12 protein-coding genes are annotated in these 16073 nt (G+C 68.4%); 5 read left to right on the forward strand and 7 right to left on the reverse strand.

Features of this window, described 5'->3' with window-relative positions; all coding sequences use genetic code 11:
* Positions 1-48 precede the first annotated feature (48 nt).
* Positions 49-1296: a KasA/KasB family beta-ketoacyl-ACP synthase gene (locus QMO76_RS13300; RefSeq protein WP_306361554.1), complete on the reverse strand. Its 1248-nt coding sequence runs from the start codon at positions 1294-1296 to the stop codon at positions 49-51.
* A gap of 261 nt (positions 1297-1557) precedes the next feature.
* Between QMO76_RS13300 and QMO76_RS13305 the strand changes: the two genes are divergently transcribed.
* Entirely contained in the window at positions 1558-2898 is a 1341-nt protein-coding gene (locus tag QMO76_RS13305) for an AarF/ABC1/UbiB kinase family protein (RefSeq protein WP_306361555.1), read from the forward strand.
* A 42-nt stretch (positions 2899-2940) separates the two neighbouring features.
* Here QMO76_RS13305 and QMO76_RS13310 read toward each other — a convergent pair whose 3' ends face one another.
* The 3 genes from QMO76_RS13310 to QMO76_RS13320 form a co-directional block, all read right to left on the reverse strand.
* The gene (locus tag QMO76_RS13310) at positions 2941-3774 is read right to left on the reverse strand and encodes a DUF72 domain-containing protein (protein ID WP_306361556.1); all 834 of its coding nucleotides are present in this window, start codon (positions 3772-3774) and stop codon (positions 2941-2943) included.
* A 105-nt stretch (positions 3775-3879) separates the two neighbouring features.
* The gene (gene glpK, locus QMO76_RS13315; protein ID WP_306361557.1) at positions 3880-5373 is read right to left on the reverse strand and encodes a glycerol kinase GlpK; all 1494 of its coding nucleotides are present in this window, start codon (positions 5371-5373) and stop codon (positions 3880-3882) included.
* A 28-nt stretch (positions 5374-5401) separates the two neighbouring features.
* Positions 5402-6166, reverse strand: coding sequence for an IclR family transcriptional regulator (locus tag QMO76_RS13320; RefSeq protein WP_306361558.1), 765 nt, complete (start codon positions 6164-6166; stop codon positions 5402-5404).
* 200 nt (positions 6167-6366) lie between these two features.
* On the opposite strand from QMO76_RS13320, the gene glpK (QMO76_RS13325) reads away from it, so the two are divergent.
* From glpK (QMO76_RS13325) to QMO76_RS13335, 3 genes are all read left to right on the forward strand, one after another.
* On the forward strand, positions 6367-7884 hold the full coding sequence (gene glpK / locus QMO76_RS13325; protein WP_306361559.1) for a glycerol kinase GlpK: 1518 nt from the start codon (positions 6367-6369) through the stop codon (positions 7882-7884).
* Between the two features lie 46 nt (positions 7885-7930).
* The gene (glpD, locus tag QMO76_RS13330; RefSeq protein ID WP_306361560.1) at positions 7931-9610 is read left to right on the forward strand and encodes a glycerol-3-phosphate dehydrogenase; all 1680 of its coding nucleotides are present in this window, start codon (positions 7931-7933) and stop codon (positions 9608-9610) included.
* Positions 9611-9831: 221 nt separating this feature from the next.
* Positions 9832-10650, forward strand: a complete 819-nt coding sequence (locus QMO76_RS13335) for an MIP/aquaporin family protein (protein ID WP_306361561.1) — start codon at positions 9832-9834, stop codon at positions 10648-10650.
* Positions 10651-10722: 72 nt separating this feature from the next.
* Here QMO76_RS13335 and QMO76_RS13340 read toward each other — a convergent pair whose 3' ends face one another.
* The gene (locus tag QMO76_RS13340; RefSeq protein ID WP_306361562.1) at positions 10723-10992 is read right to left on the reverse strand and encodes a hypothetical protein; all 270 of its coding nucleotides are present in this window, start codon (positions 10990-10992) and stop codon (positions 10723-10725) included.
* Between the two features lie 505 nt (positions 10993-11497).
* On the opposite strand from QMO76_RS13340, the gene QMO76_RS13345 reads away from it, so the two are divergent.
* On the forward strand, positions 11498-14806 hold the full coding sequence (locus QMO76_RS13345; RefSeq protein WP_306361563.1) for a BTAD domain-containing putative transcriptional regulator: 3309 nt from the start codon (positions 11498-11500) through the stop codon (positions 14804-14806).
* Between the two features lie 163 nt (positions 14807-14969).
* Here the strand turns inward: QMO76_RS13345 and QMO76_RS13350 are convergent, their stop codons facing one another.
* Both QMO76_RS13350 and QMO76_RS13355 read right to left on the reverse strand, forming a co-directional pair.
* Complete coding sequence (locus QMO76_RS13350; protein ID WP_306361564.1) at positions 14970-15305, reverse strand: Lsr2 family protein; 336 nt, start codon at positions 15303-15305, stop codon at positions 14970-14972.
* A 143-nt stretch (positions 15306-15448) separates the two neighbouring features.
* Positions 15449-15997 carry an Rv3235 family protein gene (locus QMO76_RS13355; RefSeq protein ID WP_306361565.1) on the reverse strand — a complete coding sequence of 183 codons (549 nt, stop codon included), beginning with the start codon at positions 15995-15997 and terminating at the stop codon, positions 15449-15451.
* Between the last annotated feature and the right edge of the window lie 76 nt (positions 15998-16073).

The following is a 16073-nucleotide window of genomic DNA, read 5'->3' on the forward strand; positions in this document are numbered from 1 at the left end:
GACACACCAAAACTGGGAAACAGTAGCAGGTGTGGTGATCGGCGACACTCAGTACCGGCCGAATGCCAGCGCGACGTTGTGCCCGCCGAATCCGAAAGAGTTGTTGACCGCGTAGTCGATTCGTCCCCGCCGAGCCTGTCCGCTCACGACGTCGAGATCGATTTCCGGGTCCAAATTGTCCAAATTCAGCGTGGGTGGGACCACCTCGTCTCGAATGCTCAACACGGTGATGACCGATTCCAGCGCGCCCACCGCACCGATGGAATGCCCCAAAGCGGATTTCGGCGCGTACACCGAAGCATGGTTGCCGATCGCCTTGTGGATGGCGTTGCACTCGGCGGTATCACCGATGGGGGTGGCGGTGGCGTGCGCATTGATATGCGTGACATCGGTTTTCGTGATGCCCGCGGTCTCCAGCGCCCGGGTCATGGCCCGCGCCGCGCCGGTGCCCTCCGGATCGGGTGCGACCAGATGGAAACCGTCCGAGGTGATTCCGGCGCCCATGAGGCGGGCGTGGATGGTCGCACCGCGCGCCTTGGCGTGCTCCTCGGTCTCGAGCACCATGAGCGCACCGGCCTCGCCGAAGACGAAACCGTCACGGTCCGCGTCGAACGGGCGCGAGGCCGCCTTCGGATCGTCGTTGCGGGTGCTCATGGCCCGCATCATGGTGAAGGCCGCGATGGGCAGCGCCTGGATGGAACCTTCGACGCCACCGGTCACCACCATGTCGGCATCGCCCATCACGATCATGCGCCAGGCGTTGGCGATCGCCTCCGAACCCGAGGAACAGGCCGAAACCGGGGTCGTCACACCGGCCTTCGCGCCCAGCTCCAGGCCGACGCAGGCGGCCGGGCCATTGGGCATGACGCACTGCACGGTCAGCGGGGACACCTTGCGGTAGCCGCCCTTGGACAGCTTGTCGCGGGCCACGATCAGCGACTCCGCGCCGCCCAGGCCGGTGCCGATGGAGACGCCGAGGCGGTGCGTGTCCACCTCGGGATTGCCTGCGTTTCGCCAGACCTCGCGGCCGAGTACGGTCGCCATCTGCTCGACATAGGACAGTCGCCGCACTTCGGCCGGGGTCAGTGCGGCACCGGGAGACACCTCGAGATGTCCGCCGATGCGCACCGGCAACTCGAAATCATCGATGAACGAATCATCGAGAACGTCGATTCCACTCTCGCCACTCAGCAGTCCCTTCCAGGTGGAATCGATATCACCCGCGATGGACGTGGTGGCCGCGAGACTCGTGACGACCACGTCTGGGAAGCCGTCCGCGCTCGTATAAGAACTCATCTGTCGCTCACTCTCCGTAACACGCCTGGTCAGTGGCCATAACGCCCTGCCCGCAAGTGCGGCGGGGCGGGAAAGCGGTGGTGCGGAAAAAGCTCGAAAACTACGGTCGCCGGAAGATTGCCCCACATTATCGGGCGTCGATCGAACCGGTCTCCCCGGCGACACGCACGTGAACCCTACACAACCCTCGCCTTGACGCTGCCCACCCCGTCTGGGACAGTGGCGACCAAGACGATCGGGTGTGGGTGTGAGGACGTGACTGTGGCCGGAACCAGACGCAAGGGGATCGCACGCGGGGCCAGACTGGCGGCCCTGCCGATGAGCATCATGGCCAAACGCGCCGCCGCTCTCGGCACCCGGATCATCACCGGGGCGCAGCGCGGTGAACTCGACGAAAAGCTCATCGCCGAGGCCGCCGACCAGGTGTTCACGGTACTCGGTGAACTCAAGGGCGGAGCCATGAAGGTCGGGCAGGCGCTGTCGGTCATGGAGGCCGCGGTACCGCCGCAGTTCGCCGACCGCTACCGGGAGGCGCTGGTCAAACTCCAGGCCGAAGCGCCGCCCATGCCGGAGTCGGACACCTACCGCATGCTGACCCAGCAACTGGGCACGCGGTGGCGGGACCGCTTCCGGTCCTTCGATCCGAAACCGGTGGCGGCGGCCAGCATCGGGCAGGTACACCGGGCGGTGTGGTCGGACGGGCGCGATGTCGCGGTGAAGGTGCAGTACCCGCACGCCGAGGAGTCGCTGAAGGCGGATCTGGCGCTGCTGAAGATGTTCTCGTCGGTGTTCAACCTCATCCTGCCCGGGGCGGATGTGAAGGAACTGGTCGACGAGTTCATCGACCGCACCCACGACGAACTCGACTATCGCATCGAATGCGACTACCAGCGGCGGTTCGCCAAGGCGCTGGGGCCGGACGACCCGAAGTTCTTCGTGCCCAAGGTGATCGCCTCCGCACCCAAGGTCATGGTCACCGAGTGGATGGACGGGATGCCGCTGTCCAAGGTGATCGCCGGAGGCGACCGGGAACAGCGCGATCGGGCCGGAATCCTGTTGTGGGAGTTGGCGGTGTCGTCACCGAAGCGGTTCGGCATTCTGCACTGCGACCCGCATCCGGGCAACTTCCGACTGCTCGAGGACGGGCGGCTGGGCATCATCGACTTCGGCGCGTGCACCGAAACACCCAACGGGCTACCGCCTTTCATCGGCGAGACCGCACGCTACCTGCTGGCGGAGGACTTCGACAAGGCGGTCGACGTGGTACGCCGCTCCGGATTCGTGAAGGAGGGCACCACCGTCGACATCGGACCGCTGCAACGCACGCTGGGGCCGCTGGTGGTACTGCTGCGCGAGGAGGAGTTCCACATGACCCGGCAGGTGCTCCAGGATCAGGCGCAGCGCTCCATGGACGTGCGCAATATGTCGATCCACAACGCGCTGGCCTTCAAGGCGACGCCGGAGTTCCCCGAAATGCCGATGATCGGGCGGGTGCTGGGCGGGGTGGCGGGCATCTGCGCGCAACTGGACACCACGGGGCCGTTCCTCGCGCTGGTGCGCGAATGGGTGCCGGGGTTCGTCGAGAGCGACGAGGCGGCCTGAAACCGGAGGGCGGCTCGCGGCTTGCGGCTCGCGGCTTGCGGCTCAGAACAGCGTCATGGGCTCCGTCTGCTCGGGCTCGGGCAGTGCGGGCAGCTCCGGGACGCGGGTGCGCACCTCTTCGTGGAACGCGCGTGCCAGCGGCAGCGAACTCGCATTGTCGGGAGTGTGGATGAAGACCGTCGGAGATCGCCCCTCCCGCAACCACTCCGCCGCGATATCCGCCCAGCGCCGCCAACCGGCGATGGTGCGGGCGTCGTCGTCGCGGCCGTGGTAGCGCACGATCGGGAACTCGGTGAGCGCCGTGGTGCGGCGCGGCAGGTTCGGCTTCTTCGACCGCGCCTCGTACTCGGCGGGACTGGTGGCGGGGCCGTCGAAAAGCACTGCGGTGTCGAAAGGTATCCATTCGGCGTCGACGGTCGCCAGGGCGCGTTCCAGTTGCCGCGCGGCTCGCTCGTCGCTGAAGAAGGCCGGATGCCGGACCTCCACCGCACAGCGGCCGGGGAGGGTACGCAGGAAGCGCGCGAGTGTGCCGAGGTCGTTCGGACCGAACGAGCCTGGAAGCTGGACCCAGAGTGCGTGCAAGCGTGGGCCGAGGGGTGCCACGGCGTCCAGGAAGGCCCGTAGCTCCTGCTCGGCCCCGTGCAGGCGGCGTTCGTGAGTGACGGTCTTCGGAAGTTTGAGGACGAAGCGGAAGTCGGGGGCCGTCTGGTCGGCCCACTGCTCCACGGATTTGCGGGCGGGCGTGGCATAGAAGGTGGTGTTGCCCTCTACCGCATTGCACCAGGTCGCGTAGCTGTGGAGGCGGCGGGACGGGACGGGTTGGTGGTCGCGCCAGGCCGGGTGGGTCCACATTGCGCATCCGACGTGCAGTTGCATGGACATGACGGTAGCCGGGGGCTGCGATTCCGGCGGGCGGGCTGGCGGTGGGGGCGGGGTCGGAGTCCGGGGTAGCGGGTTCCCCGAAATGTCCTATTCGTACGTTCAGCTCTTGTCTCGAAACCATCCGAATGTCAGCTCGACGGCTCGCCGCCAATTCTCGTATTCGGCCTCCCGCAATCCGGCTTCCATGGCGGGAATCCACTGCGCCGCTACCCGCCAATTGCTGCGCAGCCCTTCCAGATCCGGCCAATACCCCACTGCCAGCCCGGCCGCGTAGGCGGCTCCGAGGGATACGGTTTCGGCGACTATCGGGCGCTGTACGGGGATGTCGAGTACGTCGGCGATGGTCTGCATGAGCAGGTTGTCGGATGTCATTCCGCCTGCTACCCGGAGGGATTCGGCGTGCAGGCCGGAATCCGCGTTCATCGCCTCGACCACGTCGCGGGTCTGCCATGCGGTCGCCTCCAGGACCGCTCGGGCTATGTGACCCTTGGTGACGTAGGAGGTGAGACCGATCAGCAGGCCGCGGGCGTCGCTGCGCCAGTGGGGGGCGTACAGGCCGGAGAAGGCGGGGACCAGGTAGCAGCCGCCGTTGTCCTCCACGGTGCGGGCGAGGGTTTCGATTTCGGGGGCGGAGCCGATCAGGCCGATATTGTCGCGCACCCATTGGACCAGAGAGCCGGTGACGGCGATGGGGCCCTCCAGGGCGTACACCGGCTCCTTGCCGACCTGATAGCCGATGGTCGTCAGCAGTCCGTGCTGGGAGCGGACCAGCTCTCGGCCGGTGTTCATCATCAGGAAGCCGCCGGTGCCGTAGGTGCACTCGGTTTCCCCGGGCACGAAGCAGGTCTGGCCGAACAGGGCCGCGTGCTGGTCGCCCAACGCAGCGGCTATGCGTATGCCCGGCAGGACTTTTCGAGCGGTGCCGAACGATCCGGTGGAGGGTTCGATGCGCGGCAGCATCGCCTTCGGGATGTCGAAGAAACGCAGCAGCTCGTCGTCCCAGGCCAGGGTGTCGAGATTCATCAGCAGGGTGCGGCCCGCGTTCGTGACGTCGGTGACGTGCTCGCCGCCGGTCAGATTCCAGATGAGCCAGGTCTCCATGGTGCCGAACAGCACCTCGCCGCGGTCGGCGCGCGCCCGCAGACCGGGCACCGTGTCGAGCAGCCAGCGCAGCCGGGGAGCGGCGAAGTAGGTCGCCAGCGGGAGGCCGCACAGCTCACGGACACGCTGCGCCCCGGGCGATTCCGCGAGTTCTCGCACCACCGGCTCGGTTCGCACGTCCTGCCAGACGATGGCCCTGCCGATGGGGACCCCGGTACGGCGGTCCCACACCACGGTGGTCTCGCGCTGATTGGCGATGCCCACGGCCGCCACCTGGTCGATCTCGATGCCCGAATTCCGCAGGGCGGCAGGCACTATGCGCTCGACATTGCGCCAGATCTCCTGTGCGTCCTGCTCCACCCAGCCGGGGCGAGGGTAGTGCTGCCGATGCTCGCGCTGGGCCACTCCGGCCAGTCGGGCGCGCTGGTCGAACAGGATGCACCTGGTCGATGTGGTGCCCTGGTCGATGGCCAGCACATACCGTTGCGTCATTACCGGCTCCCGAGGTTCGGTTCGAATATCACTGCGCCGCACCGAGATCCCGTGACACCGCGTGCGCCGCTTCGCGTACGCGGTCGACCAGCGGGCGGCGCGGGTGCGACCGGGCGTCGCAGAGCCGGTCCATGGGGCCGGAGATGCCGATCGCGCCGACCACCAGGCCGCCGCGCGAGCGGATGGGGGCCGCGATGCCCGCCTCACCGGTGTGGAACTCCTCCATCTCACCCGCCCAGCCGGTGCTGCGCACCTCGGACAGGGCCCGGTTCAGCGTGTTGCGGTCGGTGATGGTGCGGTAGGTCGACGCGGTCAGGGTCGCGCCGCGCAGGCCGGCGGCCAGGTCCGCGTCGTAGGCGAGCAGCACCTTGCCCAGGGCGGTGGCGTGCGGCGGCAGCGACTCCCCCAGTGCCAGCGCCTGTTCGGTGTTGTCGGGGCGGAAGACGTGGTGCACGACCACCACCGCACCGTACTGGGGCGCGGCGATGCGCACCGCTTCCCCGGTGCGCGCCGCCAGGGCGTCGGCCCAGTTGATGGCGCGCGAGCGCAATTCGTTCGCGTCCAGGTAGCCGCCGCCGAGCTGGTCCAGCGCCGCACCAAGGAAGTATTTGCCGGTGGCCGGATCCTGGTCCACGAAGCCGACACCCTGCAGGGTGCGCAGGATCCCGTGCGCCGTCGGCTTGGCCAGTCCGAGCGCCGCCGCGATCTCGCCGACGCCCATGCGCCCGGAGCCGCGGGCCAGCAGGCGGAGCACGGCGGCGGCGCGCTCGATGGACTGGATGGGACCCGGCACCTCACGAACCTAGCCGCTGCGGAATTCGCCGGACAGTAACGACACCTGTGACCGAGCAGCCACCGAAACGTTCGACATTGTCGAACGCGTCCACTGTTGAGCGCACTCATCGACTCGTAGATTCGAGGTCGAACGTGGCCGCCACCCGCGTCCACAGGGCATACGACGGGCTCAAAGGTGAGCCTTTCGAAAGGGACACGATGAGCCGATACATCGGAGCCATCGACCAGGGAACGACGAGCACTCGTTTCATGGTCTTCGACCACGATGGCAACGAGGTTGCCCGTCACCAGCTCGAGCACGAGCAGATCATGCCGCGCGCGGGGTGGGTCGAGCACAATCCGGCCGAGATCTGGGAGCGCACGCGCACGGTGGTCAAGACCGTGCTGACCTCCTCGAATCTCAGCGCCGCCGACCTGGCCGCGGTCGGCATCACCAATCAGCGCGAGACCACCATCGTGTGGGACCGGCGCACCGGCCGCCCCTACTGCAACGCCATCGTCTGGCAGGACACCCGCACCGACCGCGTCGCGGCCGAACTCGACCGCACCCACGGCGATCTCATCCGCCGCAAGACCGGCCTGCCGCCCGCCACCTACTTCTCCGGCGGCAAGCTGCAGTGGATTCTGGAGAACATCCCGGGCGTGCGAGAGGACGCCGAGCGCGGTGACGCACTGTTCGGCACCCCGGACACCTGGCTGCTGTGGAATCTCACCGGCGGCATCCACGGCGGCGTGCACGTCACCGACCCCACCAATGCCTCCCGCACCATGCTCATGGACCTGGAAACCCTGGACTGGGACGAGGAACTGCTCGCCGTGTTCGGGGTGCCGCGCGCCATGCTGCCGACCATCGCGCCGTCGTCGAATCCGGAGATGTTCGGGCTCACCAACCCCGACGGCCCGTTCAAGGGCGCGGTGCCGCTCACCGGCATCCTCGGCGATCAGCAGGCCGCCACCGTGGGACAGGTGTGCTTCCGGCCCGGCGAGGCCAAGAACACCTACGGCACCGGAAACTTCCTGCTGCTCAACACCGGTACCGATATCGTGCGCTCCCGGCACGGGCTGCTCACCACCGTGGCCTACCGTTTCGGCGACGAAGCGCCGGTGTACGCGCTGGAGGGCTCCATCGCCGTCACCGGCTCGGCCGTGCAGTGGCTGCGTGACCAGCTCGGCATCATCGGTGGGGCCACCCAGAGCGAACTGCTCGCCAGTCAGGTGGCCGACACCGGCGGCGTGGTGTTCGTGCCCGCCTTCTCCGGCCTGTTCGCGCCCTACTGGCGCTCCGACGCCCGCGGCATCATCGTCGGCCTGTCGCGCTACAGCACCAATGCCCACATCGCCAGGGCCACCCTGGAGGCCATCGGCTATCAGACCCGCGACGTGGTGGAGGCGATGGAGGCCGACTCCGGGGTCAAGCTCGACACCCTGCGGGTGGACGGCGGCATCACCGCCAACGAACTGTGCATGCGGTTGCAGTCCGACATTCTCGGAGTTCCGGTGTCGCGCCCCGTGGTTCGGGAGACCACCGCGCTCGGCGCGGCCTACGCCGCCGGGCTGGCGGTCGGATTCTGGAGCAGCACCGACGAACTCGTCCACAACTGGCACGAGGACAAGCGCTGGGAACCGACCTGGTCCGAGGAGCAGCGCGAAAAAGGTTACGGCCGTTGGAAGAAGGCCGTTGCGCGCACCCTCGACTGGGTCGATCTCGACGATTGATCCCGGCCCCACAAGACTTATCACCCTGGAGAACAAGGAGATTCCCGTGTCTGCACGCTTGGATCGCGCCTACCGCGACGACGCCATCGCGCACCTGGAGGACACCGAGATCGACGTCCTCGTAGTCGGCGGCGGCATCGTCGGCGCCGGGGCCGCGCTGGACGCCGCCGCCCGCGGCCTGAACGTCACCCTGGTGGAGGCCCGCGACTGGGCGGCCGGTACCTCCAGCCGCTCCAGCAAGCTCATCCACGGCGGCCTGCGCTACCTGGAACAGCTCGACTTCGCGCTGGTGCGCGAGGCTCTGAAGGAACGCGGACTGCTGCTGAACAAGATCGCGCCGCATCTGGTGCACCCGGTCTCGTTCCTGTTCCCGCTCCAGCACCGGGTCTGGGAGCGCGCCTACATCGGCGCGGGCGTCGCGCTCTACGACACCCTCGGCGGCGCCCGGGCGGTGCCCATGCACAAGCACCTGTCTCGTTCCGGCGCACTGGAATTGGCCCCGGCGCTCAAGGACGACGCGCTCACCGGCGCGATCCGCTACTACGACGCCCAGGTCGACGACGCCCGCTACGTCATGATGCTGGCCCGCACCGCCGCCAAGCACGGCGCGACCGTGCTCACCCGCACCCGGGTGACCGGCCTGCTGCGCGAGGGGCAGCGCGTGATCGGCGCGACCGTCATGGATCTGGAGACCGGCCGCGAGTACAACGTGCGCGCCCGCAGCGTCATCTCGGCCACCGGCGTGTGGACCGACGAGATGAACAAGATGACCGGCGTGGACTTCCCGTTCCACGTGCGCATGTCCAAGGGCGTGCACATCATGGTGCCGCGCGAGCGGCTGAACATGAACACCGGCATCATCATGCGCACCGAGAAGAGCGTGCTGTTCGTGATCCCGTGGGAGCAGCACTGGATCATCGGCACCACCGACACCGACTGGGCCTTCGACAAGGACCATCCGGCGGCCAGCGCCGCGGACGTGCGCTACATCCTCGACCATGTCAACTCCCTGCTGAAGGAACCGCTGACCGAGGACGACATCGTCGGCACCTACGCCGGGCTGCGGCCGCTGCTGTCGGGCGCGTCGTCGGATACCTCCAAGCTGTCGCGTGAGCACGCGGTGGCCGAGCCGGTGCCGGGCCTGTTCGTCATCGCGGGCGGCAAGTACACCACCTACCGGGTGATGGCCGCCGACGTGGTGAACGCCGCGGTCGAGGGGCTCGGCAGCGGCGTCGCCGACTCGGTGACCGAACACCTGCCGCTGCTCGGCGCGGCCGGATACCAGGAGATGCTCGCCGATATCCCGGGCGTCGCCAAGGACGCGGGCCTGCCGGTGGAGACCGTCGAGCACCTGCTGGGCCGCTACGGGGCCGTGGCCAAGGATCTGTTCGAGCTCATCGCCCGCGATCCCGCTCTGCGCCACCCGATTCCGGGCGCGGAGGACTACATCGGCGCGGAGGCCGTCTACTCGGCCACCCACGAGGGCGCGCTGCATCTCGACGACATCCTGACCCGCCGCACCCGCATCTCCATCGAGGTGGCCGACCGCGGACTGCGCGCCGCCGCCGCGATCGCCGAACTGGTCGCACCGCACCTGGGTTGGGACGCCGAGCGCACCGCGGCCGAGGTCAACCGCTACTGCGATCGGGTGCGCGCCGAACTGGCCGCCAACGAGGCCCGCGACGACGCGTCCGCGAACGCCGCCCGGCTGGTGGCCGCCCGCTGATCGGGTCCATTCGCCCCTACCCGCACCGCCGCGCCGGAACCTCGGTTCCGGCGCGGCACAAGCGTTTTCGGCGCGCACGGACGCCGCGGTGAATGTGGGATTTCTCATGCCGCATTCGAGATGATCCCGTGTGTTTCCAAGAGTTTGCTGAGCGAGAATCATAGGGTCATTCCAGACCCGGGGCCGCGTCCGCGCCCCCTCGCGTATCGGAGGCTCTGTTCATGAATTTCGGCACGATATTCGCGAGCGAGGCAGTAGGCACAGGCATTCTGATCCTGCTCGGTGCCGGTGTCGTCGCCAATGTGTTGCTAGCCAAGTCGAAAGGCTTCGAGGGCGGCTGGCTGCTCATCTCCTTCGGTTGGGGACTGGGCGTCTTCGCGGGCGTCTATGCCGCCTACAAGACCGGCGGCCATTTGAACCCGGCCGTCACCATCGGCAATCTGTTCGCCGGGTTCGACGAATACGCGCCCGGCGTTCCGGTGAACGCCGCCAATACCCTCGCCTATCTCAGCGGGCAGCTGGTGGGCGCGTTCCTCGGCGCGTGCGTGGCCTACCTCGCCTACAAACGGCACTTCGACGCCGAACCCGATGAGGAGAAGAAGCTCGGGGTGTTCGCCACGGTGCCCGCCATCCGCTCCTACCCGTGGAACTTCCTCACCGAGGTGATCGCCACCTTCGTACTGGTCTTCGTCATCGTGGCCTTCGGCAAGACGCCCAGCGGCCTGGGCCCGCTCGCCGCGGCCCTGCTGGTCGTCGGCATCGGCGCGTCCCTCGGCGGCCCCACCGGCTACGCCATCAACCCGGCCCGCGACCTCGGCCCCCGCATCGCCTACGCCCTGCTGCCCACCCATCACTCCGCCGAGGTGCCGCCCAAGGCCGTGTCGGCCGACCTCACCGTCGGCGTGACCGGTCACCGCGAACTGCCCGACCGCAAGGCCGCCCACCGCAAGGACCCCGACTGGGCCTACGCCTGGGTCCCGGTCCTCGGCCCGCTGCTCGGCGGCGCGCTCGCGGGTCTGGCCGCACAGGTCTTCCTCTGAGCCAGCGTCGCCACCCCGGCGCCCGCGGCGGCGACCCGACGTACTCCGGCATCCGCAGCCCCGGCGGGAGCGCTAGGGCGAGGTGCCGTCCTGCGGGCGCGCGGTCGGGAAGGCGACGGCGGCCATGCGCGCGGCGTAGGCGTCGCCGTGCACGAGGGTGAACGGGGCGTAATCGCGGACGTGGCCTTCGGCCCAGTCCCACAGCGCTTCGGGATCGACGGCCACGCCACGCTGCAGGATCAGCCGCCAACCCTCGTTGCGCCGCTCCCAGATATCGCCGTCTCGGTCCAGGTAGAAGCCGGAGATCTCGGGTTCCACCATGGGCATCGCTTGGTCCCGCATCACTTCGCCCCCTGTCAGCCACTCGAATCGCGTCAACATTGCTAGGACCTCCTCTGAATACTTCCCCTTGGAATTATTCGCCATCGATCTTCCGATTCACTTCCAGCCCGATTCCGAGGCGCGTCGCGAATGGAATTGGGCGGGGAATTTCGATGGGAGGACACCGTGGATTTCACGAACTCACGAGCTTGTGATGCATGTCATAACCCGCTCGAGCGGGGGAAATATGCGCTCGACTCGCCACCGCAGGCAACTGGACGCATGTTCACATAGCAACCCGAGCAATCATTCGACGGGCAAACGATCATATCGGATAGCAAGGGCGGCATTTCGAGACCATCGGGGCTGATCAGCGCCCTTTTCGTGGCAATTTCGAGCCCTCGAAACTGCGATAACCATTCAGCAACTATTCAGCATACGTTTGGCGTCATCGATTTGTGGGATGATAGTCCTCTTTTGAGGCGGACGACCGGTACCGCCTACCCGCGCGAGAAGGGTTTCGGCGATGGCAGGACCGCACGTCAGGGTGCTCGGCCCCCTGCACATGTCCATCGACGGAAGCGAAGTCCCCCTCGGCACCCCGATGCAGCGCGCCGTCCTCGGCCGCCTGATCGTCGCCCGCGGTCAGGCCGTCAGCACCGAACGGCTGATCGAGGACCTCTGGGCCGGAGCACCGCCGCCCAAGGCGGCCACCGTTCTCCAGGTGCACATCCACAACCTGCGCCGCCTCTTCGAACCCGATCGCCCCCGCCGCGCACCGTCGAGGTTCATCGTCTCGGAATCCTCCGGCTACGCGTTGAATCTGCCGCCGGAAGCCGTGGACGCCTGGCACTTCGAGGAACTGCTGCGCGCTCACCAGGAACTGCTCAACGACGCCGATCGGCGCGCCGACACCCTCGACCGTAGCCACCTGCTGGAGAATGCGCTCGCCTGCTGGAACGGTCCGGCACTGGAAGCGTTCACCGATACGGAATGGGCGGTGGCGGAGGCGAATCGGCTCACCGATCTGCGCCTGACCGCGGCCGAACTGGACGCGCAGGCGAAATTGGAGCTACAGCGCCCCGGCGATGTGGTCATCGAACTGCGCCAGCTGTTCGACTGCCACCCCGGGCGTGAGGAGATCGCCCGGCTGCTCGCGGTCGCGCAGTATCAGCTGGGTCAGCAATTGGAGGCACTCGCCACCATTCGCCGCTGCCGCGAGTTTCTCGGCGAGGAATTCGGCGTCGACCCCGGCCCCGGGCTGCGTGTGCTGGAAACCGCCATCCTGAACCACGCCGCGAATCTGACCGGAGCCGCCGAGCCGCCGATCACCGCCGCCGCCACCGACGAGACCGCCGTCGACCGCGACAGCGGTGCGACAGCGTGCGCCACGGACTATTCCAGCGAACTCGCCGAGGTGCTCGCGGTGGCCGAGGCCGCTCGTGACGGCCGCCTGCGGCTGGCCTGGGTGGCCGGGGAGGCGGGATTCGGCAAGACCACCTTCGCCGAATCCGTGCTGGCCCGGCTGCGCGGCAACGGCTGGACGGTCGCGGCCGGCGCCTGTCCGGAGGTGGACGGCGCACCCATGGCCTGGGCCTGGTCGGAAGTCGTGGCCGGACTGGAAGCCACCGCCGCACCGGAACCGGCCACGGATCCGTTCACCCTGTCGCGCACCGTGACCCAGCTCTGCGCGGGCGTCGCGGCGCCGGTCGCGCTGCTGCTGGAGGATCTGCACCGCGCCGACACCGCCACCCTGCAGGTGCTGCGCCAGATCACCAGCTGGCTGCGCGACGAACCGGTGCTGATCATGGTGACAATGCGGCGCTCCGAGGGCGGCCCCGCCACCCACGCCACCACGGCCGCCCTGGCCCGGCACACCGCCGCCTGGCTGGAACTCACCGGCCTGGACCGGATCGGCACCCGGTCCGTCGCGCTGGCCGCGGGATACACCGCACCCGACGATGCCGCACTGGACCGGATGTACCTGCGCACGGGCGGCAATCCGCTGTTCGTCCGGGAATCGGCGCGACTGCTGGCCGCGGGCGGCGATCCCGACGCCGTCCCCGGCGCCGTGCGCGAACTGATCGACAGCCGCATCGCGCGGCTGCCGTCCGGGGTCGCCGATGTGCTGCAACAGCTGTCGGTCTGGGGTGACGGGGTGGAGTTGGCCCTGTTCGGCCCGGCCACCGGAATGCCCGAGGACGCGCTCATCGACATGGTGGCGGCCGCCGAATCGGCGGGCCTGGTGCACACCGATCGTGCGGGGCGAATCCGCTTCCGGTACAGCCTGATCCGGGACGCCGTCTACCAGGGGATCGCGTCGCTGCGGCGGGCGCGCATGCACTGGTCGGCGCTCGAGGTCATGGAGCGGCGGTGGCAGGGCGGCGCCGTCCCGGTCGACCCGCTGCTGCTGGCACGGCATGCCGTGCTCGGTGCGAGCGCCGACACCGCACGGCACGCCATCGAGCATGTGCGGGCAGCGGCCAGGCACTGCGTGGATCGTGGGATGCGTTCGACGGCAGTGGAATTGGCGCGCTCGATAATCGAGCTGCACGAACTCGCCGGGCACGGCACCGAGCACGCCGACCATCACGACCGCACCGCGCTGCTCGACGCGCACTGTGCCCTGGTGACCGCACTCGCCTACCACGGCCGTCAGCGCGAGGCCCGCGTCGCCCGCGACGAGGCATTGCGGCTGGCCGAGCGAATCGGCGGCGACGAGCCGGTGATTCGAGCGCTCACGGCTTGGCGCGCACCGGTCATCTGGCCGATTCGGGAGTGGCGGGAGTCGAGCGCGCACTTCTTCGAAGCCCTGTGGCGGGTCCTGGATTCCGCCTCGGGTGCGGAGCGGGTGCGCTTGCTGCTGGCGGCGGCCTTCGAAATCGACGCCGAGAACCGCGAGAGCTATCACCACCTCAGCACCCAGGCTCTCGCGGCGGCGCGCACCCTCGGCGATGCCGAGTTGCTCTGCGCCGCCGTCAATGCGGTCACCTACATGGATTACGACTACGGTCCCGAGCACGCGGCGCTGACGACGGAGCTGGAAACCGTCTCCGCCGCGGCCGGATTCGCCGAGTACCAGGCGGTGGCACATCATCTGCGGTTTCGCAGCGCCTTCGCCGCCGGTGATCTGGCCGAGGCCGATCGGCACGCCGCGCTGGCCGTCGAACTCGCCGACGAGGGACAGCTGCGGCCGCTGCTCGATATCGCCTGCTGCGCCGCGGCGAGTATGGAACTGCTGCGCGGCGATCTCGCGCGCGCCGAGCAGTTGTACAGCGAATTCATGACGCGCATAACGCATTCCGGCTTGACCAATGCCGCCGAGGCCGCGCTGGCCGGTCGGGTCGCCCTCGCCTGGGCGCGCGCCGATCTGTCCGGCGTGGTCGACGAGCTCGCGCACGCCTACGCGGCGCTGCCGGACGTGATGTCGCACATCTACGCGATCGCGCTGGTGCACGGCGGCGACCGCGACGCGGCGCGCGCGGTGTACGACGGAGCCAAGCCGCCCCAGGACGGCATCTACCCCATCACCATGTCGGTCTTCCGCGCGGCGGCCGCGATCCAGTTCGACGACGAGGACACCATTCGCGAACTGTACGACTACCTCGTACCGCATGCGGGCAAGATCGTCGGCTTGGAGATGGGCGTGGTGACGTTCGGACCGGTGGAGGCCGTCCTGGCGAGCCTGGCGGTGGCCCTGGACGATCACGAGGCCGCGCTCGCCCATGCCACCCGGGCCCGCGCCGTCCTGGACCGCGCCCGCACCGAGTTGCGGGCGGTCTCCCCGCCCCGGGTGGACGACCGCGCGGCCGACTGCCACGCGCGGACCCCGTAGGGCGCGCGAGGCGACCGCCCCGCTACCCGGGTGCCGATTCACCCCGGATGTGTGTATTCAGCGGACACGCGCGCATCGACGCGATTGTCGGGATATGGCAAGCGCCGGTGACCCACCGCAGGATCACCGGCGCCGCCGAATTCCGGAGTTCCGGATTTCCGGATTACTTCGCCTTGTGGTATGCCTCGACGATCTCCGCCGGGATACGACCGCGCGAGGAGACCTGGTGGCCCTGGGCCCGCGCCCACTCGCGGATCGCGGTGCTCTCCTCCCGGTCCACCGCGGGGCGGGTCTTGCCGCCGGTGCCCTTCCGCTTGGAACGGCCGACCTTGCGCGCCTTCTCGGTCCACGGTTCCAGGGACCCGCGCAGCTTACCTGCGTTCTTCAGCGACAGGTCGATCTCGTAGTCCATGCCGTCCAGCGAGAAATAGACGGTTTCATCGGCCTTCGATTCGCCGTCGTAGTCGTCGACCAGAGTCACGGTGACTTTCTTCGCCATGGACTGCCCTTTCACGTTGATGCCGCTTTTCGCCGGAAATATTATGCCCGGTACCGATAGAATTCAAACCCGGCGCGATTGGAATTCGCAACCGTCAGGCTATTCGGCTATTACCGAGCAGTCGGGCACGAGGCCGCCCGCGGTCAACGCACCCGGAATGCGGTCATCCGCCAGCCCCGCCGACCACGGGCAATGTGGGCGGCCAGGGCGAAATGCCGGGCGCCACGATCGTAGGCGGCACACACCTCGGCCTTCGCGGAATCGACCATCACCACATCGACCCTGGTCAGCACGGCCACGCCGAGAGCGCGGCCGGGAACCAGCCGCGCGCCCACCAGGGTTCGCACGGCCGCCACCACCTCGGAATCGGCGACCGCGCCCAGTTGCGCGACCGATCGGCGACCATCCAGCACTTCCAGGGCGAACCGCACCGTCCGCCATGCGAAATTCCGTGCCCCGGAACAAACTTCGACTTCGTTCGCGGCAATTTCCGGATGCGCGCCACGCACCACCCGTTCCAGCCCCCGGCCCAGTGCGCGGGCGTCATTGCGCGCCGTCCGGGTGTCATTGCGGGCCACCCGATTCCGGCACGGCGGCGGGGATTGGGCGTCGAGCGTCACATGTGCGCAGCAGGGCGTCAGCGGCGGCTCCGGATCGGGCGCCGGGGACAGATACCGGCCTCGAAATGCCATGTGCCCGCTCCCCCATTCACCGGTGGATTCCCGCGCGATGCGATTGCGCCAGCATCGCACGACCCGACAAGTTCCG

This window comes from Nocardia sp. CC227C, from assembly GCF_030767025.1.
Lineage (GTDB): Bacteria > Actinomycetota > Actinomycetes > Mycobacteriales > Mycobacteriaceae > Nocardia.

Bases quoted from the DNA above. Each gene is read 5' to 3' on its own strand.
- QMO76_RS13340 (WP_306361562.1), bottom strand. From the start codon at position 10,992: ATGCGGGACCAAGCGATGCCCATGGTGGAACCCGAGATCTCCGGCTTC.
- QMO76_RS13345 (WP_306361563.1), top strand. From the start codon at position 11,498: ATGGCAGGACCGCACGTCAGGGTGCTCGGCCCCCTGCACATGTCCATC.
- glpK (WP_306361557.1), bottom strand. From the start codon at position 5,373: ATGACGCAACGGTATGTGCTGGCCATCGACCAGGGCACCACATCGACC.
- glpK (WP_306361559.1), top strand. From the start codon at position 6,367: ATGAGCCGATACATCGGAGCCATCGACCAGGGAACGACGAGCACTCGT.
- QMO76_RS13300 (WP_306361554.1), bottom strand. From the start codon at position 1,296: ATGAGTTCTTATACGAGCGCGGACGGCTTCCCAGACGTGGTCGTCACG.
- QMO76_RS13335 (WP_306361561.1), top strand. From the start codon at position 9,832: ATGAATTTCGGCACGATATTCGCGAGCGAGGCAGTAGGCACAGGCATT.
- QMO76_RS13355 (WP_306361565.1), bottom strand. From the start codon at position 15,997: ATGGCATTTCGAGGCCGGTATCTGTCCCCGGCGCCCGATCCGGAGCCG.
- QMO76_RS13310 (WP_306361556.1), bottom strand. From the start codon at position 3,774: ATGCAACTGCACGTCGGATGCGCAATGTGGACCCACCCGGCCTGGCGC.
- QMO76_RS13350 (WP_306361564.1), bottom strand. From the start codon at position 15,305: ATGGCGAAGAAAGTCACCGTGACTCTGGTCGACGACTACGACGGCGAA.